We start from the raw sequence: 25,725 nt of genomic DNA on the forward strand, positions 1-25,725 counted from the left end.
TCCACTACTTCACGAGCGCCAACTTGCGCACCGCAGACCTATTGCCGGCCTCCAGTTTCATGATATAGACCCCCGCCGGAAAGTCCCCCGCATCGAGCGCGACCGTGTGGCGTCCCGCTTCGACCCGGCCGTCGATAAGGCGCGCCGTCTCCCGACCTGTAAGATCGTAGATAGCCAGTCGAACCGCTCCGGTTTCCTCCAATTGAAAGTGCACCCGGCTAACGGCGTTAAACGGATTTGGATAAGCCGCGTCAAGGCTGAACTTCAATGGTGTGGCGCTATCGTCCGCCACTTCTGCCTCATTGCTGACCGTCAGCGTTACCGGCAGCGTCGTTCCCAAACCGGCGGCGTTATGGGTGAACCGGACGAGCAGCGAGTATTCCCCCAATGGAAGGTCATCGGCTGTGAAGTGGAACCGCACTTGCTGGTTGGAGCGCGGCGCCAGTATGGCCGTACGGGGCTCGAACGAAACCCACCGTGTGTTGGGCGCAATGTCGTAGATCGAGACCGTCGATCCGCCCGGATTGTTGAGGACCGCCAGCATCACCCACTTTTGCGAATCGAACCGGCTCGATATCTCGATTCCTCCGGCACGGTCTTCGAGCGTCCCCTCGGCTACGACGACCGTCCTGACTTCACCCGACTCCGGATCAAACTTAGAGACCAGGGTCTCCGGCACTTCAAGGTTGGGATTGGTCTTGTCCCGGCTGAAGATGTGCAACGGATAGCCGTCGGGATCGTCATCCCGCCAGCCGAGGCCATAAATGTCGAGCAGCAACTGCACGCTGCGCCAGACGTTCCCTTCGCGATCGATCTCCAACAAAGGCTCGTTACGGCCGTTGGCGACCCAGAAGTGGTCCGACTCGTGGTCGTAGGCGATTGCGCGGGTTAGTTGCAACGGCGACGGTACCGAATCGACCGGTTCGCCCTGGGCGTTCACGCCGACGATCCAGCGCCCTTCGCCGCCGAAGAGTCGGGTCTCGGTTGAAGCGAGCCCGCGGAAACCGTATGCCGACTGTCCCGGCTGGACGATTCGCCCGAGATACCGGCCCTGCCGGTCGAAGCGGTAGAAGTAATTGGGATTCTCATTGCCGTTCGAGCCGGTGATCCATATCGCCCCGGCGAAGTAATCGACACCGTTGATGCGATAGTCCCCGGTCTGGCCAGTTACGCTGAACTCGAGCATCCGTGCCCAATTACCGCCGCCGCCTCCGGCGTAGTCGATCCGGCTGCGGAACTCAAGCGGCCCGTTGCCGCGGTTTTCAATGGTATAGTCAAGATCGGTGGAATAATCGGGCCGCAGTTCGACACGCAACGCCTCCGCCGACCCGACAAACTCGGGGTGCAGGAGCGAGAACGATAGATTGATCGTATCGCCCTCGGCGATGTCGAATCCGGTCAAAGTCGAGTCATTGTAGCCCGGAGCCCAGGCCGTGAAACTGTAGTCATCACCGATCAGGACGTTCTCCATCAGAAAGCGCCCGTTACGGTCCGTCGTTCCGAACGATCCGCGACTGCCGCGGATCTGGGCATTCGGGATAGGTGCATTGGTCGCCGCGTCGGTTACAGTGCCGCGCACCGCACCGACGACCACCACCAGTTTGGTAGTGAACTTGATTGCCCGGCCCGGACGAAGCGGTGCGGCTCCTGCTGTGTAGCGATTCCAATAGGTGTATTCCATCCCGTCGGTGCCATTCAAATTGACAATCCCGACGGTGGCAAAAGGCGTGTCAAATTCGACGGGATCGACGTCGGCGTCGTTGCTAACATCGCGATACTGGAAGACGATCTCGCCATCGCCGGTGTAGGTCGGGTAGTGCTGAGGATCGTAAAGGAGCGCCTGAAAGGTGTTGAGGCTGCCCTGCCGGATGTTGTTTCCTTCCATACCTACATAGCGCCGCATCCGGCTCCACTCGACGATGAACCGGTTGTTGGTCGTATCGTAGTAGGTGAAAATCCCGCCGATCATACCCTGCTGGTTGGTGTAGTTGATCAGGTCGTCCCAGAAGGCACAGACCTGAGCGCGGGGTCCAAAGGCGGAGGGAATCCGTTTGTTCTGAAAGTCAGCGTTGCGCGATTCGTCGCCGAACGAAAGCCAGCCATTGGTGCAGACGGTGATCCGGTTGAAGTCGCGCCCGTAGTAACGGAAACCGAACGGGAGATCGACGAGGACGCTGAAATCCTGCTCGTTGCCGAGGTCGCGCAGTCCAGTGTTGACGCCTGGCCCGCCCAGACTGGAGTCGATCTCGAGCCAGTCATAGTCCGGCGCCGCGTCCCATAGCGTATCGGTATTGTCGAAGCAGACGTAGCCGTAAGCATCGGGGCCGAAGGGCGTCCAATCGCGCGGCGCTCCGATGGTGAAATCGAAGTGCGCAGTGTCGGTAAAGCCGGTTTGCGAAGTGAGAGCAAGATACATGTCCGCCTTCGTTCCCGGCACGGTCAGGCTGTGCGCATATATACGAAACCGAGCGGTGGCCAGCGAGTCATTGCCGTCGATCAGCACCGGCGCAACGTTGGCATTGGCCTGATGGACGACGATAGTCGGGGTGCGGGAGAGCAGTTGCGCGCTCATCGCGGCACTGGAGAGCCTTCCGACATTGCGCAGTGTAACGTCGATCCAAACGGTGTCGGCAGGGTCGAAATTGTTCGGGGTGAAAGTGTGCCGGGCATATTCGAGATTGGGTGCAGCAGATTGCAGTTCTATCGGCGAATGCCATGTTTCGTTGCCGGACGTGGTCGCAAGGTCGAAGAGCAGGCGCCGCTGGTCCCAGTTCTCATTACCGACGGTGAAGACGAAAGTCGCCGCGGCTGTATCGCCCATCGCTGGAGCCTGATTAATCGTCGCCGAAGCGGTCGTGATGGCGGCGTCGCCTTCGAGTAGGGTAAGAGTTAGGTCGAGCCGCCCCTGGGCAGCTTCGGATCCGAAGTTGCCGACAAAAGTGCGAAGTTCAATGATTTCGCCCGGATTCGCCTGTCGGTCGCCGTTGCCGCGGCTCCGTCCGGCGTTATCGTCATCGACCAGGATGCTCGATGCCCCTACAAACCGTGCCGACTGCTCGACCGGCACATCGGCCAGATAGGGGAACATATTGTGCTGCCAGGCGGTCAGTTGCAGACTGCCTTCAGCCAGTTCACCGACTGCGAAACTGAAGACGATCCTTCCATCGGCATCGGTTATGCCGCTTCTTAGAAGGCTCTCGTCCTGAACGACTGTAACCGTAACCCCGGATCGGGGGACTTCACCCCCGGCGTTTACCACCCGGACGGCGAGCAAGTTCTCGCCGAGTGAGAGCCGCTCGACGTGAGTAACCTCGACCCGCTGCGGCACATCGGTCCAAATCTCGCTTCCGGCGTCGCCGATCAGGTTCAATTGATAGGCATGAGCCTCCCAGACCAGCAGATTCTGCACCTGCGGATCCTGAACATCGTTGAATTGTCCGAAGTGGCGATAGAGTTCTATCTTGCCGCGGGTGATCGCCCAGCCGGTGGTCCAAAGCCGGTCGCGGTAGATCGAGTTGAGCGTCCCCCCGGAAAAGACGTTATTGTAATTGGTGTGAGTGTAACCACTCGACCCTACCGCGCCGATGCAGCCGCCATTTTGCCCCCAGAGAAAGTCCTCGGTGTAAGCATGAGGTGTCAGGATATGATCGGCAAAGTCACCCGAATTGCAGGTCGGCAGGAGCCAGAAAGGCATCTTTCGACCATTCCGGAGATTACGAGCATCGCCGACGGACCAGTCGCCGTTGAAAGCTCCCCAGCCGCGGTAGTGAAAGACGGCGATGCCGTTATCGACGGCGTTGCGGATGAAGTTATTGCCCGAGACTTGATTGTCGTGCATAAAGTAGAACGTATCGACGGCAGTGTAGCCGGCTTCAAGCATCACCTTCCGGGTCCACTGCTGAAGGTAGTAGGATGAGTAGCCGGTGCGCTGGTCGTTGGCCATTACCGCGCCGCGCCGATACCAGTTGGTGTCGTCCATGTAGGGATCGGACTCGTAGGCGACGATCCGCTCGACGATGGTGCGCAATTCGGCTAAACTGCGGCAGGAGATGCGCCCGATGGCTGCTTCGGGGAGGAGGTCCTGTCCCTCCAATAGGACATACTTGTAGTCGGTCTCCCACATATAAGCCCGTCCGACATCCCAGGTGGCGATCATAAAGTCAGCCATAGCCAGGTCGGCATCGCCTACCAGGGTGATAAACTCGGGCGGGATCTCCCAATCGTTGTAGGCATTCTGTATAGCGTTCTTCACATCGACGTTGGAGGCGTTGGGTGCCACTTCGATGATCGCGGTCGGGAAGCCCTGCCGGCGGCGCCATTCTACGAGCGGCCGCAACGCATCAGGCAAGCCGTTAAAACGTGGGATGACATAGACATAAGCGCCGCGTTCGGAGAGGTCGTCCCGCCGGACGTCGTCCGGATTGATGACGATGCTCCGCGCCAGTTGGAGCGCTGAAGACGAAGGCTTGATCCGGTGCGGGTCGGCTACCGGATTGACCACCCCACCGCGGGTGAAGTCAAGATCGACTTCCACATTGTCCCAAGCCCGCAGTTCGCCCGTTACGGGATTTATCTGCACCGGACTAATGGTAACATTCACCATCCGAATGCCGCGCATGATGACCGGGTCGCTCACCTGAACAACTTCCGGCGGCCAGAAACCGTCGCGCAGTTGAAGTTGCGCCCTTGCTCCCGGCAGTTCCCAACCCTCGGCATCAGACATAGGCACCCAGCCCGGAGCCGGCAGATCGAGTCGTCGCGGTGCATCTGAGTTCCAGGTGAATGAAACGGGGGCGACGGGCGGGATCACGACCAGTTGCGAGAGACGCGGCAAGTCGGGATAACCCGGAACCGGCGCCGTCTCGACGCCTTCTATCGCAATACGGTTGACTTTGGCACTGCCCGGCAACAATTGGGCAGACATTTCGGGCAAGCGCATGCTCAATGTTAGCCCACTTGAGCGGGATGATATGACCTTAACCGGCGAGTCTTCGATGCGGGTCATATCGGCAGCCGCAAGCCGGCCGGCCAGTATCAAGACGACTGGCGCGACGGCCGCAACAACGGTGAATCGAGGAAGGAGGTGCATGGCGGTATCGGCTTGGGGTGAGCGATCCTGTGTGCCGTCTCCGGCATTTGAGGAGGCCGGCGGAATGACGACTTTACAATATAATACGGGCAGACTCGCGATGCAATTGCCGCCCCCCCCAATTTCGCTCGCCAGGCAGGCCATTTGATGCCAACTGCCAATGCCTTGCCCTGCCGCTATTGGAAGGCAAACCTACATAGTCTTAACTTATTCACAATAGAACACCTTCGCCGGCTCTATAAATCTGCTTACAATTGTCTATAGCAATGAACGTTCCTCAACTTGATCTTAAAGCGCAACTCGCCACCATTCGAGACGACATGCTTAAGGCGTTGACCGATGTTGTCGACTCGACCCGCTATATTCTTGGCCCTCAGGTGGCAGAACTGGAACAGCAGGTGGCAGATTACTGCGGTGCGCGTTACGGAATCGGCGTTGCGAGCGGCACCGACGCGCTTCTGGTTTCACTTATGGCACTCGACCTGAAGCCCGGCGATCTGGTCTTGACGACACCTTACTCCTTCTTTGCCACGGCCGGCGTCGTCAGCCGCCTCGGAGCCCGTCCACTCTTTGCCGACATCGAGCGCGACACCTACAACCTCGACCCGGCGAGCGCCCGTAAAGTCCTCGAAAGCCTCTCTCCTGACGAGCGCCGCCGCCTGAAGGCGATCCTACCGGTTCATCTTTACGGACAATCGGTTGACCTGACAGCGCTGGTTGACCTCGCTCGCGAGTTTGATGCAGCATTGATCGAAGACGGCGCCCAGGCGATTGGTGCGCGCTATGAGTCGTCGGACCGGACGGTGCGGGTCGGATCGGTCGGTTTGGCAGGCTGCTTCAGTTTCTTCCCCTCCAAGAACCTCGGCGGAATCGGCGACGGCGGGATGGTCGTCACCAGCGATGAGACCTTCGCCGAGCAGGTGCGCATTCTCCGCGTTCATGGCGCCCGGCCGCAGTATTATCACTCCTTCGTCGGCGGCAACTTCCGCCTCGACACCCTCCAGGCTGCCGCACTGCTGGTGAAGTTGCCGCATCTCGAAACGTGGCATGCCGGTCGTCAGGCGCGCGCGGCTTACTACGATGAAGGGTTTGCCGGTGTCGCGGATGTGATCCGGCCGGCGGTTGCGCAGCGGCAGGAGTATCACATCTACAATCAATACGTCATCTCGGTCTCCCGGCGCGATGATCTGCAAGTTCATCTGAAGAACTGCGGCATTGCGACGGCGATCTACTACCCGGTGCCCTTCCATTTGCAGCCCTGCTTTCAGTATCTTGGCTATGGTGAGGGCGACTTCCCGGTCTCGGAATGGGCCGCCCGGACGACCCTCGCACTCCCTATCTATCCCGAACTGACGACCGATCAGCAGGATTACATCATCGACGCAGTGCGGCAGTTCTATGGCCACTGAAAAGTAAAGCAAAGGAACCGGACCATGCACATCGCTCGAAACGTCATCATCCCGGTTGCAATCCTCATCCAAATCATCCTTGCCGGAGGTAAGACAATGGCACACGAAGGCGAAGGCTCGCTCCTGGGCGATTCGAGCCTGGTGACAGAGGCAATTGCGCTCGCCAAGACCGGAACCGATGCCCAGATCGTCGCCTTTATCGAAAGCCACTCCGATTCGGCCGGCCGGGCTAAGTTCTATGTCAACGCCCAGTGCGACGTCAACAACATAAGCCACGATCCCTTCGCATCAGCCCGCATCGGCGAACTCGGCGTCAAGTATGCCCTCAGAGTCGGCAACAAGCGCGCGGCGGCGATGATGCTGCACAACATCGAAGCCTTCTTCCTGCCCGAATTCGATGAAAACGTCGATCCCAAAGCAAAGGCGATCCTGCTCGACGCTGCCCGGCGGCAACTGCCGCTCCGGATCGAACTGGCGGAATCGGAGCCGTTCATCTGGGCTTATTGGGATTTGGGGATGGCGGAGATGATCTCCCGGAACATCGTCGAGGCTCAAGCCGCATTCCGTGCCGGAGCGAAACTTGCCGAAGGCAAGAAGGACCGCAACGCCGAAGCCTGGTGCAACCTCTTCCTGGGCAAGATTCAAGTCCGGCACATCAATAAGGAAGCGGAAGAAGGAAGAAAAGCTATGCTCGCCGCGGCCAAGGTCATCCGCGAACTGGGTGAAGACTGGGAGAAAGAGGAGATTGTGAAGATCCTTGGCAGCGTCGGCTTGGAATTGAAGTGAGTCGGCCGCTCGCAACTTTCGGAAGAGCAATGTTCAAGGTTTGTCCGATTCTCATCGCCGGTTTGCTGGGGATGGCTGTCAGTGCCTGTCAGGACGGGAAGAAGGCTGAGTCCCCACCACCCCGGGTCTCCCCCGGACCGCCCCGGCATTGGGACATAGGGGACCGGATACTCCGCACGCCGCTACCGCAGGACGTGAGTGACGGATATCTTGAGTTTGGCCGCTCGCCGGCGTCGTCCTACGGCGTAATGCTGGCTCATGAGCGCATTTCAGCGCGCAGCCACGAACGCTCCGATATGGTCTTTTATGTCCATGGCGGCGTAGCCCGTATTCATGTCGGGCCGGAGTCGTTCACCGCCTCTACCGGCGATGCCGTTTATATCCCGCGCGGCGCAATCTATTCAGCCGAGTCGCTGAGCCGTCGTTCGATCGAACTTTTCGCCATCTTCACTCCGCCGCTCGATGCTGCAGATATCGTCTATGTCGAAGCGAGCGACCGCAGCGAACCGGGTCCCGGCGGCAAACGCAAGTTGCGCGTTGAGATCGACACCGCCGCCGTCAAACGAGCAGTGGAAGACACCACCGGGAGGAAGTTCCTCGAATGGCAGGAGGAAGAGGAGATCGACGAATAGGTGTAGGGTCTTTACCCGGTGCAGATAGTTCTTGGTCTGTCATGCTGAACGCAGTGAAGCATCTCGTCCGGGTGAGATACCGCGCTTCGGGCAGGTTCATAATAGGTCGATCATATCGTTCAGGGTGAAGAGTCGATCATCTACCACTCTCCATGAATGCCAATCCAGAATCTATGACGGCCTCGCCCCGGCTCATCACCGGGCGGGCATATCGGCTGGGCGATTATATCGATTGCGATGCCATTCTTCCGGTGCGGTTCTGCACCCGGCCGACTCCGGAGATTCTGCGCCGCTTCTGCCTGACGATAGTCGATCCCGACTTTCCCTTGAAAGCGGGTCACGACCAAATCATCGTAGCCGGCAAGGACTTTGGTCGGGGCAGCGCCAACGAAAATGCGGTCCGGGCGCTGATGGAGAGTTATGTCCGGGCCGTTGTAGCGACCTCGTTTGCCGCGCTCTTCCAACGCAACGCACTAAATCTTGGCTTCCCGGCACTTACGGCTGACGACTGCCTGGTTGAAACAGAGACCGGAGACCGGATCGTGATCGACCTTGAATCCTGGCAGTTTGCCAACCTCGCTTCGGGCTGTGAGTCTTCCCTGGGCGGCAATCCCGGACTGGAGCGCGATATACTCCTCACTGGAGGTCTTATCCCCTGGACCCGTCGCCATTCGACAACACCTTCCGAGCCAGCGGCCCGCCGCGCCAGACGTTTGCCATCATCCCTTCGAAATAGAGAGCCATGACTTACGAGAATCTCCTCTGCACGACCGACGATCAGGGCATCTGCGTCGTAACGGTCAATCGTCCGCGTCAACTTAACTCCCTCGACACTCCCACCGTTATCGAGATCGCCGACTGCTTCGACGCGCTGTCGGACGATGCCGCGGTCAAGGGGGTAATCCTCATCGGAGCCGGGGACAAGTCGTTTGTTGCCGGAGCCGACATCACCGAACTGGAAGCCAAGGATGTCAACGAAGCCCGCGCTTTCTCGCTCCTCGGCCAGATGGCGCTGGACCGGATCGAAAACCTTCGAAAGCCGGTCCTTGCTGCCATCAACGGATTCGCCCTCGGCGGCGGATGCGAAATCGCGATGGCAGCGCATATGCGCGTCGCAGCAGTTCATGCGAAAATCGGTCAGCCGGAGGTCGGGCTCGGCATTATACCGGGGTTTGGCGGGACGCAGCGCCTGCCGCGTCTGGTAGGGAAGGGACGGGCGCTGGAATTGCTTCTGGGAGGAGGCCCCATCGACGCTGCCGAAGCCTTGCGCATCGGCCTCGTCAACTGCATTGTCGATACCCCGCGCAAGGACGCCGAAGGAAATGTACAAAAAGATGAGAAGGGCCGCCCCCTCTTCGACCGCGAGGCGTTCCTTTCCGAAGTCAAGCGGATGTTAGGCGGGTTCATTCGGAAAGGTCCGCTGGCGCTTGGCTACGTCATCGAAGCAGTTAACCGCGGACTCGAGCACGATTTAGCAGAAGGCCTGGCAATCGAAGCCGACCTCTTCGGCCTCGTCTATGCGACCTCCGACCGCAAGGAGGGACTCGAAGCCTTCCTCGCCAAGCGCGAACCGAAGTTCAGCGGAAAGTAGCAGGGATTACGTTCAGACCACCCGCTCTTCGCCTATGCTGTCGCTTGATCTACCGCCTCCCTGACCGGCTGTTAAATCAACCCTTTTGATTCTGCAGTTCCGGTGGTAGGAGTTTGGGGCGGAGGTTGCGGTCGATGTTGACCATGGTGGTGGTGTAGCGGAAGGCTTCGGTGGACTGGCCGGTTCGGGGGTCCTGGATCATGACGATGATGCGGACAGTGACGCTCGTCTTGCCGGTCTCAAAGGTATCGCCGTAGAACTCGACGATGTCGCCGACCCGGACCGGCGCCACAAAAGTCACGTCCGACATATGGACGGTGACCATGTTGTCGGACCGGGCGATCCGCATGCACCAGAGCGATGCGGCAATATCAGCCCAGGCCAGCATCTGTCCGCCGAAGAGGATATCCTTGGTGCCGACGTATTGCGTCAGGCAGAGTTGACGGGTGATAAGTTCCATTAAGAAGTTGCCTTTTTGACCACGAAGGGCATTGAGAGCAAGTGAGCATCTATTCAGGTCCTCTTGATAGATTCTGGAATTGATTCATTCCTGCCATTGCACCCTCGCACTACAATATAGGCATTGCATTCACCTTTCGACACTCGAAAAGGGTGGACTTGCCCTGTCGACAGGGCTTATCTATATTGAATCATATCACTAATCTACAATTCGAGATCGCTAATGACTCGCATTGTCAATAACTCACTTGGAACCCGGGACCGTATCGACATTGCCGGCTCAGCCGGAACCGTTTATCGTCTCGACCGCCTCACTTCGACCGGTGTCGCCGATGTCTCTCGTCTGCCTTATGCGATTAAAATTCTGATCGAAGCCGTGCTCCGTTCTGAAGATGGCCATCTCGTGACCCGCGACGACATCGAACGGCTCGTCCACTACGATCCGGCATCACCAGCGCAGCGGGAGATCCCCTTCATGCCGGCGCGGGTGCTTTTGCAGGACTTCACCGGCGTTCCCTGCGTCGTCGATCTGGCAGCGCTGCGGAGCGCAATGGCGCGGATGGGAGGCGATCCGTCGCGAATCAACCCTCTGGTGCCGGTCGATCTGGTCATCGACCATTCGGTGCAGGTTGATTTCTTCGCCTCCGCCGACGCCGAAGTGCGAAACGCGGCCCTCGAGTTCGAGCGCAATCGGGAGCGTTATGAGTTTCTGAAATGGGGCGCGTCGTCGTTCGGGAACTTTCGGGTGGTGCCTCCGTCGTCCGGCATCTGCCATCAGGTCAACCTTGAGTTCCTCGCGTCGGTTGTCCAGGCCCGGACTTTGGACGGCGAATTGACCTACTTCCCCGACAGCCTCGTTGGGACCGACTCACACACCCCGATGGTGAACGGACTTTCGGTGCTCGGCTGGGGCGTCGGCGGGATCGAAGCCGAAGCCGCGATGCTGGGCCAGCCGCTCTATTTCCTAATGCCGGAAGTGATCGGGTTCAAACTGACCGGCAGCCTTCCGCCGGGTGCGACTGCGACCGACCTTGTGCTGCGGGTGACCGAAATGCTCCGCAAGCGCGGCGTCGTCGATAAGTTCGTCGAATTCTTTGGCCCCGGTGTCTCGGCGATGTCGGTTCCCGACCGGGCGACAATCTCGAACATGGCGCCCGAATATGGCGCCACAGTCGGCTATTTTCCGATCGATCATATGACGCTCGAATACCTGCACTGGACGGGCCGTCCTGCAGATCTGATCGCCCGTGTCGAGCGCTATGCCCGTGAACAGATGCTGTTCCGGACTGACGATTCGCCGGATCCGATCTACCGGGATGTCCTTACGCTTGATCTGGAGACGGTCGAACCGTCGCTGGCAGGGCCTAAGCGGCCGCAGGATCGCGTTTCGATGCACAACCTGAAGGACTCATTCCGGCGGTCGCTGGTGGCGCCATTCGAGAAAATGGGTTTCGGCCTGGATGAGGATCGCTTGGGGGTGACCGCAGCAGTGCAATCCAACGGGTCGTCATCGGAACTGCGTCATGGCAGCGTCGTGATTGCTGCGATTACGTCCTGCACCAATACCTCGAACCCCTCGGTGATGCTGGCAGCGGGACTCTTGGCAAAGAACGCCATCGCCGCCGGACTCTCCGTAAAGCCCTATGTCAAGACCAGTCTGGCGCCGGGATCGCGGGTCGTAACCGACTACCTCAAAGCCGCTGGCCTGCTCGAAAGCCTGTCGCAGATCGGATTCGACGTCGTCGGTTATGGCTGCACCACCTGCATAGGTAACAGCGGGCCGCTGCCCGAGCCGGTAACGAATGCGGTCAAGGCAAGCGGCGTCGTTGCGGCGGCCGTCCTCTCAGGCAATCGCAACTTCCCCGGCCGGGTGCACCCGCTCGTCAAGGCGGCCTATCTGGCGTCGCCTCCGCTGGTCGTAGCCTATGCCCTCGCCGGATCGGTTGAAGTCGATCTGGCAACCGAGCCGCTCGGCATCGGTCGCGACGGCCGGCCGGTATTCTTGAATGACATCTGGCCGACCCGGGAGGAGATTGAGGCAGTTCTGCCGACGGCGCAGGATCGCGAGGCATTTCGCATGCGTTACGATGGCATCGAGTCGTCCAACCCGGCCTGGAACGCTATAGAAACCTCGGGCGGCGCGATCTACGAATGGAGCGAGGCGAGCACCTATATTCAGGAGCCGCCGTTCTTCGTCTCCCTCGCGAAGGCTCCGCTGCCAATCGCTCCAATCACCGGAGCACGGATGTTGGTGCTGGCAGGCGATTCCATAACCACCGATCACATCAGCCCGGCGGGAAACATTGCCCCCGACAGCCCGGCAGGGCGATTCCTTCAGGATAAAGGCGTCGCGATTCGTGAATTCAATCAGTACGGCGCCCGGCGCGGCAACGACCGGATTATGACCCGCGGGACGTTTGCCAATGTCGCTTTTCGAAATCAGTTAGGGCAGAGTCGGGAAGGCAGTTGGACGACGCACTTCCCGTCCGGCGAACTGATGTCGATTTACGACGCTTCAGTGCGTTACCGGACCGAGGGCACACCGCTCGTTGTCCTGGCTGGAAACGACTACGGGATGGGGTCATCGCGCGACTGGGCTGCCAAAGGTGTCTTCCTGCTCGGCGTGAAAGCTGTCATCGCGCAGTCCTTTGAGCGGATCCACCGGTCGAATCTGGTCGGTATGGGCGTCCTGCCGCTGCAGTTTCTGCCTGGGGAGAGTGCCCAGTCATTAGGGCTCACCGGCAGTGAAGTCTATACGATTCCCGTCGAAGAGGGCGTCAAGCCGGGCGACCGCTTGATGATAAAGGTTGCGCTGCCGGACGGCGAATCGAAAACCTTCGCCGCCATTTGCCGTCTCGATTCGAAGGTGGAGGTCGATTACTATCGCAACGGCGGCATCCTGCAGACGGTGCTCCGGCGGTTCCTAACGGGGTAGAGTGCGGTTCCTCTACCTAATTCGCCCGGTGCGGGAGGGCTTTGCTGAAGTGATGCTGCCCGAGGAGGAGACCGCGATGACGGAACATTTCGACTACCTGAAGCGTTTGCATAGGGAAGGGATGGTCCAACTTGCCGGACCCTGCCTCGATGCGGCATTCGGGATCGTGATCTTCGAAGCGCCGGACATCGAATCGGCAAGGAAGATCATGGCAAATGATCCGGCGGTCTATAAGGGCGTGATGCAAGGTGAGGTCCATCCCTATCGGGTCTCGCTCGTGACGCCGATGACTGCGGGTTAGGAGGAATCAACATGCCTACAATTGTCGGGGATAATCCGTATCATTTTCAACGACCCTCGCGGCGAGGATCGAAGAAACTTGTTCAATCGAAAGGAGAGGAATGAAGAAACACATCGCAACCCTGATCGCGATCGGGCTGGTAGCCGGGCTGGCTGACTACACGTTTGCCTGCGGCGGCAAGAAGATGGAAAAGGCAAGCGCCTCCGGGACCGCGGTTGCTGCAGTTCCGGGTCCTGAAGCCAAGGTGATGGTCAAGGCTCCGGAAGCCGTTCCGGCGGCGGAGACCAAAGTCGCCAAGGGCGGCAGCGCCTGTTGCCCGGCGGATGGAGCCGCCAAGGTCGAAAAGAGTGCGGTGGCTGACGCTCACTGCGGCACCGACTGCCCGCCTGAAGCCTGTGACGCACATAAGGCGAAGGGAGCAACTGAGGTAAAGGTGGCGCCGAAGGTCGAGCCATCCAAGAAGACCTCCTGATCGCAAATACCGATCGATACGCGAGAGCCCCTGTAAAGGGGCTCTTCGTGTTAGAGGTGCTTATATCCCGCCCCCCAAGATAAATTCTCCATTATTCCGCAATCGGCGCTCTCCCCGGCGCCAGCCGCTCGGCGATCTCCTTGGGCACATAGACCCGCACCCAGCCTGTTCGCCCCATAATCGCCAGTTCGGTCTGAAGGCGATGCGCCATCCTCGCAGTTAGAACCACACCCCGCCGCAGGAGATAGACGTCGCCTTCCTGATAGATGTCTTGCGCCAGGCGGAATCCCGGCTGCAGTTCCGAGGGCTTGACGTCGATCACTGTTTGGGTGTCGATTTCTTGCTCGCGCTGCATTAAAGCCTTAACCGCGAGACGAGCCAGTTGAGCGTCGTAGGATTTGCCCGATTCGTTGTGAAGGTGATCCTTGGCGACCTGCCAGGCTGCTCGCTTTGGGTCGGGACTGGCTTCGAGGAATCGGTCCACGCCGTCGGCGATGCGGAGTATTCGGCTCGTAACCGGCAGGTCGATAGCCTTCTTGCCGGCCGGGAAACCGGAGCCATCGACGTTCTCGTGGTGGTCTTCCACCATCTGGCCGGCGCTCCCCAGCCCCGGCACACCGCTCACGACGATCCCGCTGATGACCGGATGCCTCTTGAAGAGCGTCAGATCGGCTGGGTCGAGGTCCTCGGGGCGGGCGTGAATCATCCGCTCGGGCAACTAAATTTGCCAATGTCGTGGAGCAGCGATGCGAGGCTTAAGTCGCGCATTTCGATGGGCGACAGGTTGAGCGCTTCGCCGATCCGGCGCGAGAGGTCTTCGACGCGGGTTACATGGCTCGAGCCGCTGGCCATTACGTTGTCGAGCAATTCCGCCATCATCCGAACTGAGCCGAGGTAGTCGCGTTCGAGGTCCATCTGCTGCTCTTCGAGTTCTCGGACGGTCTTCTTAAAATGCTCCTGTATAGTGTCGAGTTGGCTGGTAAGGGTCTTGGCAGCGCTCTTCATCTGCTCGGCAACCTGAGCGCGCATCGCCCCGACGCTCATTTCACGACGGCGGCGGTCATTTGCTTCGTGCTCAAGGAGACCGCCGACGGTCGCAGCGAACATGTCGAATGAAAAGGGCTTGGGGAGAATGGCCCGGACGCCGCGGGCAAAGAGGTCGCGGGCTAATTGCGGGTCGTCGATGCCGGTAGTGACGATTAGGAGTTGATCGGCCTGTCGCTGGAATATCTCCCGGACCAGCGCCTGCCCGTGCATGTTGGGCATACGAAGGTCGGTGATAACGAGGTCGAACTTCTCGCGTTCGAAGATTTTCAACGCCGCAATGCCGTCGAGCGCCGGCGAAGCCGTGATGCCGATCTTCTCCAGAAAGGCGACCAGATTGCGCAAAATCTCGGCGTCGTCATCGACCACGAGGGCGCGATTGACCGTCGATGTCAATTTAAGGTCGGGCAAGGGGGGGTATAGGCTCAAGACTCAAGGCTTTAGGCTCAAGGCTTTAGGCTCAAGGCTTTAGGCCCAGGGTTCAAGGCTGGCATGCTTGATCTAATGCTTGATGATCAGTCAAACCATATCGGCAGGTTGGCGAAGCGGTGCTTCATCGTCTCCCAACAGAACTCTCGCAGTTCTGCAACGCCGGTCTTGGTGAGCGCGATCTCGGTCATCGCACGAGCCTCATCGAAAGTGAAGGAACGGATCAGTTTTTTCACCTCGGGAAGCGCTACGGGACTGACCGAAAGTTCATCGAGGCCAAGCCCCACCAGCAGCATCGTTGCCGTCGGACTGGCGGCAAGTTCACCGCAGATGCCGGTGGTAATCCCGGCCCGGCGAGCGGCTTCAACGGTGATGCGTATCATCCGGATCACCGCCGGATGAAGCGGGTCATAACGATCGGCGACCCGTTCATTACCGCGATCGACCGCCAATGTGAACTGCGTCAAGTCGTTGGTGCCAATGCTGAAGAAATCCGCCGCTGCAGCCATCTCATCCGCCATCATTACGGCTGAGGGGAGTTCGATCATGACCCCGAAAGCGACATTCGCGCTGTCGGGTATTCCATCAGCGGCAAGGCTATGACGGGCCGCGTCGAGCAGTTGCCGGGCGCGACTCACTTCTGCCGGATCGGTTACGAACGGGAGCATGATCCGGGCGCGACCGTGAACCGCCGCACGAAGGATGGCGCGGAACTGGTCTTTCAGTATGTCGGGATGGTCGAGGCTGACCCGCACTGCACGCCAGCCCATAAAGGGGTTTGCTTCAGCCGGCAGCGGCATTTCAGGGAATATCTTGTCCCCGCCGACATCGAAAGTCCGGATGGTAACCGGATGCGGCCAGGCGGCTTCGAGAACCCGGCGATAGTCTTCGTATTGCTCGTCTTCGGTCGGTATGCGCCGCCGTGCAAGTAGAAGATATTCAGATCTAAACAATCCGACCCCTTCGCCGCCGCGCTTCACCACCGACTCGATCTCCTGTGGCAGTTCGATGTTAGCCCGGAGGGCTACCGGGTGACCATCCAGAGTCTCCGCGGGAAGACGGACCGCATCCTTCAGACTCTCAAGGTATTCAAGATAGCGGTCGAGTTTGGCCTGGTATTCACTCTCGGTCGCCGTCTCGGGCCGGACAATCACCTTACCGCTGTTGCCGTTGACGATGATCGAGTCACCGGGAGAAATAGACCGGGAGACGTCTTTCAGGCCGACCACTGCCGGCACTTCGAGCGCCTTCGTGAGAATCGCCGTATGCGATGCCGCGCCGCCAAGATCGATAGCAACGCCGATGACGTTCGACTTCAGAAGGTGCACCACGTCCGAGGGCAGTAGGTCGTCGGCTACCAGTATAGCCGGGCCGTCGGTCGGAAGCGACCGGCCATCGCCCTGCCCGAGGAGGTTAAGGACGATGCGACGGCCGATGTCGGTTACGTCCTGAGCGCGCTGGTGAAAACGAGCCCCTTCGACCGCCAGCAGCCTCTCCCGCCACTTCATAGCCGACGATTCCACGACCCACTCGGCGCTCATTGCTTCACTTCGGATGCGGGATTCAATCTCGCCGACGAACTCGACGTCGTCGATGATCATCTGCTGGGCGTCGAAGATGTAGGCAGCGCTTTCGCCGGCTTCGCGGGAGAGTTGCTCGCGGAGTCCGGCGACTTGACGACGCGCCAGTACCAGCGCCCGGCGAAACCGGTCGATCTCGCGGCCTGTAGCCTCAGGCTCGAGCCGACGCGGGGCGACGTCAGGACTGTCGTGCCGGTAGAGAAGCGTCTTGCCGATAGCCAGTCCCGGTGCGGTGGGCGAGCCTATCAGAGTCCGCTGACCGGTCGAACCGGTCTTTAATACTGCGGAGACATCTTTAACCGGGCTATGTCGTTTCGTTTCGATACTTTGAATATAAGGGCAGGGCGGCAAAATGCAAGGGATAGGTCAATCTCTATGCTTGAGTTACGCCCCACAGCAACTTGGTTCAACTATGGCATAAGCGAACACAAACGCTTAATTTGTCAGTCAACAATGATCCATTGACAGACTTTCCGCTGGTACCCCATGCCTCGTTTCGTCAAAGGCTCGCCGATCACATCAGCAGCGATACTGACCGTCGCGACGGCGCTGGCTTCACTGCTGCTCTCGCAGCGCGACTTTTTCCTTAGCGTCGAGTTAAGCCTCTACGACCGCCTCTTTCAGGTGCGCGGACCCCTGCCGGTTGAAAGTCCCGACATCGCTTTGGTGGTTATCGACGAGCAGACTGCCGACAGCCTCTCCTTTCCCTTTGACCGCAAGCACTATGCGATGCTGGTGACTAAACTGAACCGACTGGGGGCGCGGATGGTAGCCTTCGACGTCGGCTTCTCAAGCGAAGGCGCCCGCCCGGAATCGGACTCGCTATTTAAAGCGACCATTCACGAGGCGGGGAACGTTGTCCTTTGCTCGAAGACCGATCAGGTGTCCCACCGCCGTTTGCGGGAACGAATCGTTAGCCTGAAGCCGCCGCATAGTTCGATCATGCCTCCTGGAACACCGTGGGGGCTGATCGACGAAATCCCTGACGATGACGGCTTCACGCGACGTTATCTCCTCTACAACGTCGTGCGCGACACGGCGTTTCTCTCGTTCGGCTTGAAGATCTACGCACTCGACCGGGGAATCGACCTTGCACGTCAGCATTTTCCCCGTCGCGGTGACTTCGTCTTTGGCGACCGGACGATTCCGCGCATAGACATCAACACCTGCCTTGTCAACTTCAGCGGTCCTGCCCGGACCTTCCCGACCTACTCCTTCTACGATGTCATTCGCGGCAACTATGACTTCGATGATCTTCTGTCGGGCCTCTCGCCGGAGGAGGCTGAAGCGCTGCAAGCCTCGGGAATGGCAGACTTGTTACAGGCAAGCCCCTTCAAAGACAAGATCGTCCTGGTCGGCGCTTCTGCCGAGGATCTTCAGGATAATAAATTGACACCCGCCTTCACTGCCGGGACGAACTACCGGATGCCGGGTGTCGAGGTTCACGCCAACGCCTTGAAAATGCTGCAGGACGGCACCTTCATCCGGCCGGTCGATCTACTCTGGACGCTCCTCGGGATGCTATTCCTTGCGCTATTAATCAGCGTTGTCGGGCATAGGCTCCCTGCCGGGTGGTCGGCGCTTATCGCCATACTTGCTATCGGCGGAATCCTTGTGCTGGGAGGCTATCTCTTCGTCGAGAGGGGTCTTTGGCTGCGTCAGGTGCCGCTTCTGCTTGCCGTGATAACTGGTTATCCAGCCAATTTGGTCTGGCGATTCATCCAAACCCAGCGCGAAAAGGCGCTCTATCGCGGAATGTTCTCCCAGTATGTTCAGAAGGAAGTGGTCGATGAACTGATCAAGCACCCCGAGAATCTCAAGTTAGGCGGCGAACGGCGTCGGATGTCGGTGCTCTTCACCGACGTCGCCGGATTCAGCACCATTTCCGAGCGCCTCTCCCCGGAGGATCTCGTTCACCTGCTGAATGAATATCTCTCGGCGATGTCGAGAAAGATCGTCGAGCACGGCGGTATCATCGACAAGTATGAGGGCGACCTCATAATGGCTGAGTTCGGTGCGCCGATTTGGGCGTCCGATCACGCTGCCCGTTCCTGCCGGGCCGGTCTGCAAATGCAACAACTGCTCACCGAGTTGCGGCTAAAGTGGCAGTCCGAGGGCCGAATACCTCTTTACAGCCGGGTCGGCATCAACACCGGCGACATGCTGGTCGGAAATATGGGATCGGATACGGTATTCGACTACACTGTGATGGGCGACGCAGTCAACCTCGCGAGCCGTCTCGAGGGGGCTAACAAAGCCTACGGGACGACCATCATGATCGGGCAGGGAACCTGGGAGGAGGTGAAGGGTTCGTTCGTCACCCGACCCCTCGATCTGCTTCGGGTGAAAGGCAAGAACGAACCGGTGGCGGTTTATGAGTTACTGGCGGAAAGTCGAGGCGAAGTGAGCGAAGCGAAATTGCAGGCGCTCGAACTTTTTAGCACTGGGTTGGCACATTACCAATCCCGGCGTTTTGCTGAGGCTTTGGCACTGTTCGAGCAAGCGCTTGCTGCCGACAGTAAGGACGAACCTTCCCGCACTTATATCGGAAGGTGTCGCTTCTTCATCGCCGAGCCGCCGGGTGAAGATTGGGACGGCGTCTGGACACTGACGGAGAAGTGAGGACTGTGCACGCCGGACGCCCTTGTCCGGCACGCTTGATCGGGCGGACGGGGGCGTCCGCCCGCCGCAGGTATGGAATCTTCATGCCCGCGCAGGCAGGCATCCAGTCTTAGTCTTGCCGGTCTGGGTTCCCGCCTTCGCGGGAACGACGATCACTACAGACGTCTTGCGGCAAGCGAGCGCTTAGTTCTCCAAAGCGCCGGCGTCGATCCAGGCTTTGATCGAGTCGATCTGAGTGTTCTCCAGGAACAGCCCGCCTTGCGGCATCCGGGGTTGGTCTTCGCCGGTGAGCCGGCGGACTAACTGGCTCCCGGTCGCATTGCCGGGCCGGATGCGCCCGCCACTCATAGCACCGGAGTAGGTTGTCAGGTCGTAGAAAGAGGCTTGCCCTCCGGCACGGTGGCAGGTCGTGCATTTCTGTTGCAGAAAGGCGCCGATGCCGCTATCGCCCGACCACCTGGCGCGCAAAGAACTTCCGCTGCCCGGCGACGTCGGCCCGCTTTTGTCATCGCTGCAACCCAGAACAAGCATAGTCGCCGCGATAGCGATCGTAAAAATTCGACTTGGGAGATTCACTTCAGCAACACCACTTGAGTTGAAATGGATCGACTGCCGGCTACGGCGGTCAACAGGTAAATTCCGGCCGGAAGGTCGTTCCCCTCGATGATGACCCGATGAGAACCAGCATCGTAGTTCATCGCTCCAAGATCCCGTAACGTCCTTCCGTTTAGCCCGCGAAGGAGAAGGCTCACCCGCGTAGCCTCGGGCAAAATTAATGTAACGACTGCCGTCGCATTAAAGGGATTGGGATAGGCGGAAAGGCGCATCGCGTAGGGCGGGATTCCGATCCCGCCGTCGTCGGGGATTGAAAGCGAGACCGCCCGCACCGGGATTTCGACCCGCGCTTCGTCGCGGTCGTCAGACTCTATGAGAATCGTCGCGACATACTCCCCGTCAACCTCGGCGCGAAACATCACATAGACCCACATCGAATCGCCCGGTTCAAGGACCTGCTCGTCTTCGATGCCGCCAAACAGGACGAAGGCATCGGGAGTCTCCGATTCCAATGTTACTCGCCGGAGGGATAGGTTGCGCAGGCCGATGTTGGAGATGAAGAGCGTGTCGGATCTGGCGCCTTCGGGCGACTCAAGATAGACTTCACGCGGATCGGCGGCGAGATTGCCTTGCGGGAAGTAGAAGGGGCCGATGTCGGCGATGGTGCCGTCGGGGTCGGGGTCGGCTTCGGGGTCACCGGCGTCGATGCAGGGTGAGTCGGGCGCGAGGAAATTGGTATCGGGCCACTGCCAGCCTTCTACGATGCCGGGATCCATTAAGAGGTTGCCATAGCGATCGGTCGAGTCGCCGTTAGCGTTGGTGCGGGAAGGTATAGCAAACCCATCATATTGAATGTTTCCATTCCCCTCAACCTGAATAATGCTAGAAACATCCTCAGAAGAAAAGTTGCTATATTCAATATTAGGAAAATTATCTGCATCCAGATTATGATCAATATCATAAATATAGATAGTATTTCTGCCAGAAACAAAAATGCATGCAGTAATTGATAAGGGATTATCATCTGGATCCATTGCATCATATGCAACTGACACATCGCAATTCTTAAATATGCAATTATGGAGCGAAAATGCGCCAGCAGTCGAAATGCCAATTCGCACCCGATAAAATGCAGTATTGCTAATGAAAGTGTTACTCTGCGCTGTGCCCACCGCGAACCGCCCATTTACTGCCATTTCGACAAAATAGCAATTATTAATAATCATTTCATTTGCATTTAGAGAGGAAATGCCCTCTCTGAAGTTGCGGAATATACACGCGCTGAATATTATGGAATGATAATAACTTAAGATGGAAACGGATGGGGGGCCGTCTGCAAATTCAAAAGGTGGACTTGTGTCAGAAAATATGCACCATTCAAAATTCGACTGCTGATCGGTCCTCAATGTGTCGTCAAAAAAAAGCCCAATCCAGTTTCGATTACCCAATCTGCCAAAATGTACTGGCTCCTCACTTGTTCCTAAGGCCAAAATGACACCCTCGACTATGATCGTGCCCCGCCATGGAATCTGAATGACCACTCCGGGCTCGATAACGAGGGTATCTCCGGATCGAACTCCGAAACCACTAGTGCCATCATCGGCGTGATAGGGGCTTCCTTCTCGCGTCAAGGTGCCATTGATCCAACCGCCAATGTGAGTCTGCGACCACAAATCGTGCACGAAGCAAAACAGCGCCAATAGGCAAAGGGTCGAAAGTCCTAGAGGACGGCTTTGAATATCTGTAATCTTCATGTGCCGTAACCCCATTTTGACGCTCCTATCGTAATACGGTCAGTTTACTACGAACCTCCGAGATTTGCCCTTTTTGTGACCTAAAGGTGGCCACACAAAAGTAGATCCCAGAAGTCACCCTCATTCCATAGAAATTCCTGCCAGCCCATATCCAACTTAAATAGCCGGATTGCCGATTGGGATGAATCGACTTGGAGATGATCCTTCCCAGCGGATCGTAAATCTCAATTTTCAAATCGCCAATATCTGGCAATGCAAATAGAAAGGCGGTGGATGAGTTGAAAGGATTGGGGAAATTGCCTAAAACAGCGAATGCAGTAGGTATCGAAACACCTTCATCGGAGAAGGCTAGATCGATGGCAATCGAAGATGGAATTTCGGCGTCGATATTATCGCCGAAAACGTTGACGGAATCAAGCCCATAATCCTCGTTCTGGCTTGTGCACCAGTAACGAAAAAAGAATGTCTCCGGTGCGCGATAGCCATCCACGTCCAAGGTCGTAGTGTCGTCGCGCCAAACCGCAAGTCCAATAGGGAAGTCACCATCGACCACTGACGCCCCGATGCAGGTGTTTGCGCCATTAAAGACGCCGACCTCATCACCTTCTGAAATATCGAAATTCTCGGCTGCAATCGAGGTAATGATAATCGGATAAAAGTCATCGGTTCGAGGGAAGGAAAAATGAGCGGGATTGGAAGCGACGCACTTTGTATTACCTTGAGAATCACTTCGTCCAACCGGCTGTGCCGAAGGGTAGACCAGTTCGTCGGCATCGAAGACCTTGACCTGATAACCCATTCCCGGTGCCAAGTCTTCCATATTGCTGTATTGGAATGAAGGCTTATAGAAGTGCCCGTGCTCATCCTTGGCAATATCGAGGTTATTGGTCGCAGTTAACGACTCAAAACCGTCGTGCTCGTCGAGGGTGAAATTAGGGAGGTAGGCGACGGTGCTCCAGCCAGCAGGTAGTTCAATCGGATCGTCCGGTTCAGCCTGTTTGCCAAGCCAGACGACAGTGCCGGCCGCATTCAACTTGATCAGATAGCCCTGCTTGTAGTCCCAAGAGGGGATGTTACAGAACTCCTGTGCGGGATACCAGAATTGACCATCACCATTCTTCAACTGATAAAGTTCGTTGGCAACTTCGTCAAACATTAGGAAGATGCCGTTCTCATCGTCAAGGCCGTTTTCGGCGGTGTAGTAGGGTATCACCCGGGAAGATATCCAGTGCCAGGTATTGGCGTTGAGTGCACGTGACTGGTGCTGCCCATAGACGACCGCATTGCCCATATTGAGTTGGCCGTAACCTACTTCCTCGTTCCAAGTGCCATAAGGATAATCTACGAAAAGTTGGAATCCTATTTGCCCCTCATCGATCTTGGTGGCGGTGATGCAGAGGATCTCAAAGAGGTTTTGAGGTGTTAATGTAGACTCTTGTGACAGCAACAAGGCTGCTACACCACTCACCATAGGGGTAGATCCCGACGTTCCCCCAAACCAAGGCACACCAAATTGAGGATCAGGAGGATATTCAGGATCGAGTTCATACTCCCAACCATTATTATCGGTGTAGACATGAGGGCAATAGATGATCCGAGTATTCTGCGCACCGCCATTTGCTACTGTCAGCCAAGATGGTGCCGTAATATCAAGTAGTAGGCCAAAATTAGCGCCAATTCCACCGCCAAGCGACATCCGCTCATTATCTGCACTTGCCCCGACTGAAATAACAACCGGGTGGCTTGAAGGGTAGTCAACTTCGTCACTGTCAGCATTGCCGCTTGCGCCCGCCATGAATATGCCATCATCGAATGCTTCCTCAAGCAGATCCTCAATGTCTTGATGCCAAGCGACCCCAAAACTCATATTGATGATGTCAACCTCTGCCCCACGGATCAGATATACGAGCCCATCGATGACTTCGGCTTGATCGGGATTTGGACCCATTTTGCAGAAGACAATGGAAGCACCGTTTTCCTCATCCCAACCTCCCGCTATCCCAGAATATTGGCTCCCGTTGTTACTTCTTGCGCAGATGATCCCCGATACTGGGGTCCCGTGCTCTGTCTCGTATTCGAATGCCTCTGCATCGCCTATGTGTTCAGGTGCACCATAAACTACAGACACATTGTATCCAATGAGGTCATCGGCATAACCGTTGCCATCATCGTCATCATCATTCAAGTCGCCGGGATCCAAGACCCATTGGCCGTTGACGAACTCCATCGTGTGGCCGTCTTCGTCAGCATCTTCATCGAGGTTCTGCCAAACATTCTCGCGAATCTCGGAGTGCTGAAACAGAAGGCCGGAATCGAGAACTCCGACCTTCACGGAAGGTGAGCCAGTGGTGAGTTCCCACGCCGGCTCGGGGTTGATAGTGTTGTCGAAGAGGTCGTCCTCTGGCTTCAGCAGGTAGCGCTGAATGTAATCAACCTCTTCGGTAACGCCAGGGTCATTGGGCATGCTGAAGTAGGCCCTGACGTTGTTTGAACCCTTCACGACGAGGCTGGAGTTGAGGTAGGACTCCATGAAATCGAGTGGATCCGGCTCAGGGGAGCCGGTCGATTGGATGAGATAGGTGCCGAGGGCGTTGACCTTTATTGTTTCGCCCTCCAGAAGTTGATTCAGGGAGTCGATCTGGGATGTCGTCGAGCCAGTGGTGAAATAGACGAAGATCTCTGTTCCGACTACCCGGAACGTGTCGCCTTGATAGATCTCAAACCATTGGTCACCGGATTCAGTGAACTGCACATACTCCCTCCCGTTGAACTCCTCCGCCTCAGCCGACGTCAAGAGAGAGAGAGAGAGAGACGATTCCGATTGTGAAGATGCTCACGAGGGGGAGAGAAGCGAACCGAGCGAACATTGCAGCCTCCATTGCGTTATGGTGTCGATGACGATCTTCAAGCCCTCTAAAGGGGCGGGAGCCTTCATTGGTCGATACGGAACAGCAGCGGCTTGAGGGCGGCGCTCGCTCTTGAGCAACGCTACTCTCCCTTATATCTTAATACATCAAAAGCAGGAAGTCAATACCCCCGCGAAACTATTTTTGCGCGGTGCAGGCGCGTCTCCGAAGGAATGACCGTCAAGTCGGGTGTAGCAAATGGTCGGTGATGGTTTCATGTTCTGCCATATCCAAATGCTCTTTACCCCAACCCGCTCAGGCAACCGATCTTTCTCCCTTGCTTCCTTGCTCCCTTGCCTACTTATGTAGAGCGATAGCCGGGACGTATTCTTCGACCATGGGAAAGTCTCCGAGACGCCGTGCCAGGGCGGCTTTTAGGTAGGAATCGACCCAGTCATAGATGTTGTGCCTGCGGATTGACGTGCGCATTGCTTTCATCCGGTTTCGACGTTCCGGCTCGGGCATCGTATAGGCCCTGTGGATTGCCTCTGCGACGCCTTCGCGGTCATTGGGATTGACCAGTATGGCTCCCCGTTGCAGTTGCGAGGCGGCCCCGGCGAATTCACTTAGGATTAGGACGCCGTCCTCGCTGGTGTTGGCGGCGCAAAATTCCTTGGCGACCAGATTCATCCCGTCTTTGACCGGGGTTACCAGTGCGATGCGGGCAGCGCGATAGTAAGCCAGAAGTTCATCCGGCTCAAGATTGCGGTAGATGTAATGGATCGGCACCCAGCCCGCTGCGGTAAACTCCCCGTTGATCTCCCCGACCCGTTGCTCGATCTCAGCCTTAAGTTCCTGATACTCCAGAACGTCAGTGCGGCTGGGAACGACCACCTGGACGAATGTCAGCCGCCGCCTGAGGTCGGGATGCCGGGTCAACAGCGTTCGGAACGCTTCCAGACGTTCGGGCAGACCCTTGGTGTAATCGAGCCGATCGACGCCGAGGACCATCTCGGAACCGCCCAGTGTCTCGCGCAGCCACTTGGTGCGCGACTCAACTTCGCGCGAAGCCGACCTCGTGGCAAAGTGCTCGTAGTCGATGCTAATCGGGAAACTGCCGATGCGCACCGGCCGGTGGTCGATCTGCACAGTCAGGACGGCTCCGCGCCCCGTCGTCTTCAGCCCCGGCGAAAGGTATTGCAGACATTGGATGAAATTGCG

Annotated in this window: 18 protein-coding genes; 9 read left to right on the forward strand and 9 right to left on the reverse strand. The window is 57.8% G+C overall.

From position 1 onward, the window contains the following. Positions 1 to 4: 4 nt before the first annotated feature. The gene (locus FJY67_01445; protein MBM3328124.1) at positions 5 to 5,233 is read right to left on the reverse strand and encodes a T9SS type A sorting domain-containing protein; all 5,229 of its coding nucleotides are present in this window, start codon (positions 5,231 to 5,233) and stop codon (positions 5 to 7) included. A gap of 122 nt (positions 5,234 to 5,355) precedes the next feature. On the opposite strand from FJY67_01445, the gene FJY67_01450 reads away from it, so the two are divergent. The 5 genes from FJY67_01450 to FJY67_01470 all read left to right on the forward strand — a co-directional run bounded on the left by FJY67_01450 (position 5,356) and on the right by FJY67_01470 (position 9,507). Further along, on the forward strand, positions 5,356 to 6,498 hold the full coding sequence (locus FJY67_01450) for a DegT/DnrJ/EryC1/StrS family aminotransferase (GenBank protein MBM3328125.1): 1,143 nt from the start codon (positions 5,356 to 5,358) through the stop codon (positions 6,496 to 6,498). Positions 6,499 to 6,522: 24 nt separating this feature from the next. Next, positions 6,523 to 7,284 carry a hypothetical protein gene (locus tag FJY67_01455; protein ID MBM3328126.1) on the forward strand — a complete coding sequence of 254 codons (762 nt, stop codon included), beginning with the start codon at positions 6,523 to 6,525 and terminating at the stop codon, positions 7,282 to 7,284. 29 nt (positions 7,285 to 7,313) lie between these two features. Next, the gene (locus tag FJY67_01460) at positions 7,314 to 7,916 is read left to right on the forward strand and encodes a cupin domain-containing protein (protein ID MBM3328127.1); all 603 of its coding nucleotides are present in this window, start codon (positions 7,314 to 7,316) and stop codon (positions 7,914 to 7,916) included. Between the two features lie 152 nt (positions 7,917 to 8,068). Then, complete coding sequence (locus FJY67_01465; protein MBM3328128.1) at positions 8,069 to 8,662, forward strand: 3-isopropylmalate dehydratase; 594 nt, start codon at positions 8,069 to 8,071, stop codon at positions 8,660 to 8,662. Further along, positions 8,659 to 9,507, forward strand: coding sequence for a hypothetical protein (locus FJY67_01470; protein ID MBM3328129.1), 849 nt, complete (start codon positions 8,659 to 8,661; stop codon positions 9,505 to 9,507). The genes FJY67_01465 and FJY67_01470 overlap by 4 nt, the downstream gene beginning before the upstream one ends. A gap of 76 nt (positions 9,508 to 9,583) precedes the next feature. On the opposite strand, the gene FJY67_01475 is transcribed toward FJY67_01470, so the two are convergent. Next, the gene (locus FJY67_01475; GenBank protein ID MBM3328130.1) at positions 9,584 to 9,967 is read right to left on the reverse strand and encodes a hypothetical protein; all 384 of its coding nucleotides are present in this window, start codon (positions 9,965 to 9,967) and stop codon (positions 9,584 to 9,586) included. A gap of 222 nt (positions 9,968 to 10,189) precedes the next feature. Here FJY67_01475 and acnA point away from each other — a divergent pair, with 222 nt between their 5' ends. The 3 genes from acnA to FJY67_01490 all read left to right on the forward strand — a co-directional run bounded on the left by acnA (position 10,190) and on the right by FJY67_01490 (position 13,674). Then, positions 10,190 to 12,901, forward strand: coding sequence for an aconitate hydratase AcnA (gene acnA, locus FJY67_01480; protein ID MBM3328131.1), 2,712 nt, complete (start codon positions 10,190 to 10,192; stop codon positions 12,899 to 12,901). A gap of 1 nt (position 12,902) precedes the next feature. Continuing rightward, positions 12,903 to 13,202: a hypothetical protein gene (locus FJY67_01485; GenBank protein ID MBM3328132.1), complete on the forward strand. Its 300-nt coding sequence runs from the start codon at positions 12,903 to 12,905 to the stop codon at positions 13,200 to 13,202. Between the two features lie 100 nt (positions 13,203 to 13,302). Next, the gene (locus FJY67_01490; protein MBM3328133.1) at positions 13,303 to 13,674 is read left to right on the forward strand and encodes a hypothetical protein; all 372 of its coding nucleotides are present in this window, start codon (positions 13,303 to 13,305) and stop codon (positions 13,672 to 13,674) included. A gap of 91 nt (positions 13,675 to 13,765) precedes the next feature. On the opposite strand, the gene FJY67_01495 is transcribed toward FJY67_01490, so the two are convergent. The 3 genes from FJY67_01495 to ptsP all read right to left on the reverse strand — a co-directional run bounded on the left by FJY67_01495 (position 13,766) and on the right by ptsP (position 17,090). After that, the gene (locus FJY67_01495; GenBank protein ID MBM3328134.1) at positions 13,766 to 14,380 is read right to left on the reverse strand and encodes a hypothetical protein; all 615 of its coding nucleotides are present in this window, start codon (positions 14,378 to 14,380) and stop codon (positions 13,766 to 13,768) included. Beyond that, positions 14,377 to 15,147 (reverse strand): response regulator, encoded by a 771-nt coding sequence (locus FJY67_01500; protein ID MBM3328135.1) that lies wholly within the window; start codon positions 15,145 to 15,147, stop codon positions 14,377 to 14,379. The genes FJY67_01495 and FJY67_01500 overlap by 4 nt, the downstream gene beginning before the upstream one ends. Positions 15,148 to 15,233: 86 nt before the next feature. After that, positions 15,234 to 17,090 carry a phosphoenolpyruvate--protein phosphotransferase gene (gene ptsP / locus FJY67_01505; protein ID MBM3328136.1) on the reverse strand — a complete coding sequence of 619 codons (1,857 nt, stop codon included), beginning with the start codon at positions 17,088 to 17,090 and terminating at the stop codon, positions 15,234 to 15,236. A gap of 123 nt (positions 17,091 to 17,213) precedes the next feature. On the opposite strand from ptsP, the gene FJY67_01510 reads away from it, so the two are divergent. Beyond that, complete coding sequence (locus FJY67_01510; protein ID MBM3328137.1) at positions 17,214 to 19,349, forward strand: CHASE2 domain-containing protein; 2,136 nt, start codon at positions 17,214 to 17,216, stop codon at positions 19,347 to 19,349. A gap of 183 nt (positions 19,350 to 19,532) precedes the next feature. Here the strand turns inward: FJY67_01510 and FJY67_01515 are convergent, their stop codons facing one another. The 4 genes from FJY67_01515 to FJY67_01530 form a co-directional block, all read right to left on the reverse strand. Next, on the reverse strand, positions 19,533 to 19,880 hold the full coding sequence (locus FJY67_01515; GenBank protein MBM3328138.1) for a hypothetical protein: 348 nt from the start codon (positions 19,878 to 19,880) through the stop codon (positions 19,533 to 19,535). A gap of 41 nt (positions 19,881 to 19,921) precedes the next feature. Beyond that, positions 19,922 to 21,673: a hypothetical protein gene (locus tag FJY67_01520; GenBank protein ID MBM3328139.1), complete on the reverse strand. Its 1,752-nt coding sequence runs from the start codon at positions 21,671 to 21,673 to the stop codon at positions 19,922 to 19,924. 10 nt (positions 21,674 to 21,683) lie between these two features. After that, a complete protein-coding gene (locus tag FJY67_01525) occupies positions 21,684 to 24,410 on the reverse strand; it encodes a hypothetical protein (protein ID MBM3328140.1) in 2,727 nt (908 codons plus the stop codon). A 451-nt stretch (positions 24,411 to 24,861) separates the two neighbouring features. After that, a partial coding sequence (locus FJY67_01530; protein ID MBM3328141.1) for a trehalose-6-phosphate synthase occupies positions 24,862 to 25,725 on the reverse strand: 864 nt, incomplete at its 5' end.

It is taken from the genome of Calditrichota bacterium (assembly GCA_016867835.1).
Lineage (GTDB): Bacteria > Electryoneota > AABM5-125-24 > Hatepunaeales > Hatepunaeaceae > VGIQ01.